Origin of the sequence: uncultured Campylobacter sp., from assembly GCF_938018145.1 — a bacterium.
GTDB lineage: Bacteria > Campylobacterota > Campylobacteria > Campylobacterales > Campylobacteraceae > Campylobacter_A.
Map to the genome: position 1 here is coordinate 1 of NZ_CALIII010000242.1, position 1,082 is coordinate 1,082.

Below are 1,082 nucleotides of genomic sequence, written 5' to 3' on the forward strand. Positions count from 1 at the left end.
TGAAAGATGTCGCGCGCGAATGCGATATGAGCGAGTCTTCGCTATATCATAACTTCAAAACCGTAACTTCGCTAAGTCCCATAGCTTTTCAAAAAAAGATCCGCCTAGAAGAGGCAAAAAATCTGCTCGCGACCAAAAATATCGGCGTAGCGCAGGCCGCCTTTGACGTAGGATACGAGAGCGCGTCGCAGTTTAGCCGCGAATACGCAAGGATGTTTGGCGTGCCGCCTAAAATTCACAGCGAAATTCTACGCTCCGGCGTGGCGTAAGTTTAAATTTGATCTAAATTTGACGAAAAAGGCAGAGGAAAGGGCTATTTAAATTTGGCGGTAAAATTTAGCTCGCACCGCTAGCTGCATTTTTCGGCTCGCCTCAAGCTCCGCCGTTTTTAAATTTTACGCAGGCTTTAGCGCGTAAAATTTCAGACGCCGTTTTTCTAAATTTAGCGCGCTTTTAGAACGCCGCGCGCCTAAATTTACCGCCCTAAAATTTCAAATTTATCGCCGTGCACCGCGATCGCCTCGGCGTTATTTATCGGCGCCAAATTTAGCTTGCCGCCGTAAATTTTTAAAATTTCAGCCGCGCTTTGCACGAACGGCTCCTCGCCGTAGTGCGGCACGGGGTAAAATTTCACCAGATCAAGCCCCGTTTGCGCCGCCGCCCCGTAGTCGCCCGCATCGTCCATCACGCTCGCGTACTCCACGCTAGGCGCCGCGATCATCGCGCCCGCCGACTCGCCCACGTACACGAGCTCGCCGCTTCGGACGCGACTAGCGATGAGGGCTACCAGATCCTTCTTTTTAAGCTCGCGCAAAAGATAAAATGTGTTGCCGCCGCTTACGTAAAGCACCTGCGCCGCGCCGATCTTTGCCTTCGCTTCGGTCTCGCTCGCTTTTGAAACGTCTAAAATTTGAACCGTAAAGCCCATTTTGGCAAACGCCTCTTTCGCCTCGTCCACGTAGTCTCGGTACTCCTCTACGTTTGCGGCGGTCGGGATAAAAAGCACCTCTTTAGCGCGGATATTTTGCCTCGCATAGTCCTCAAAAAGCGTCGCCGCGCCCGCAAAATAGGAGCATAAAAAC

At 51.6% G+C, this 1,082-nt stretch carries 2 protein-coding genes; one reads left to right on the forward strand and one right to left on the reverse strand.

The window, feature by feature from the left end; genetic code table 11:
- Positions 1-269: AraC family transcriptional regulator (locus Q0338_RS05620; protein ID WP_298085902.1), on the forward strand; the 269-nt coding region annotated here is incomplete at its 5' end.
- Between the two features lie 206 nt (positions 270-475).
- Here Q0338_RS05620 and Q0338_RS05625 read toward each other — a convergent pair.
- On the reverse strand, positions 476-1,082 hold a 607-nt coding region (locus tag Q0338_RS05625; protein ID WP_298085903.1), incomplete at its 5' end, for a Type 1 glutamine amidotransferase-like domain-containing protein.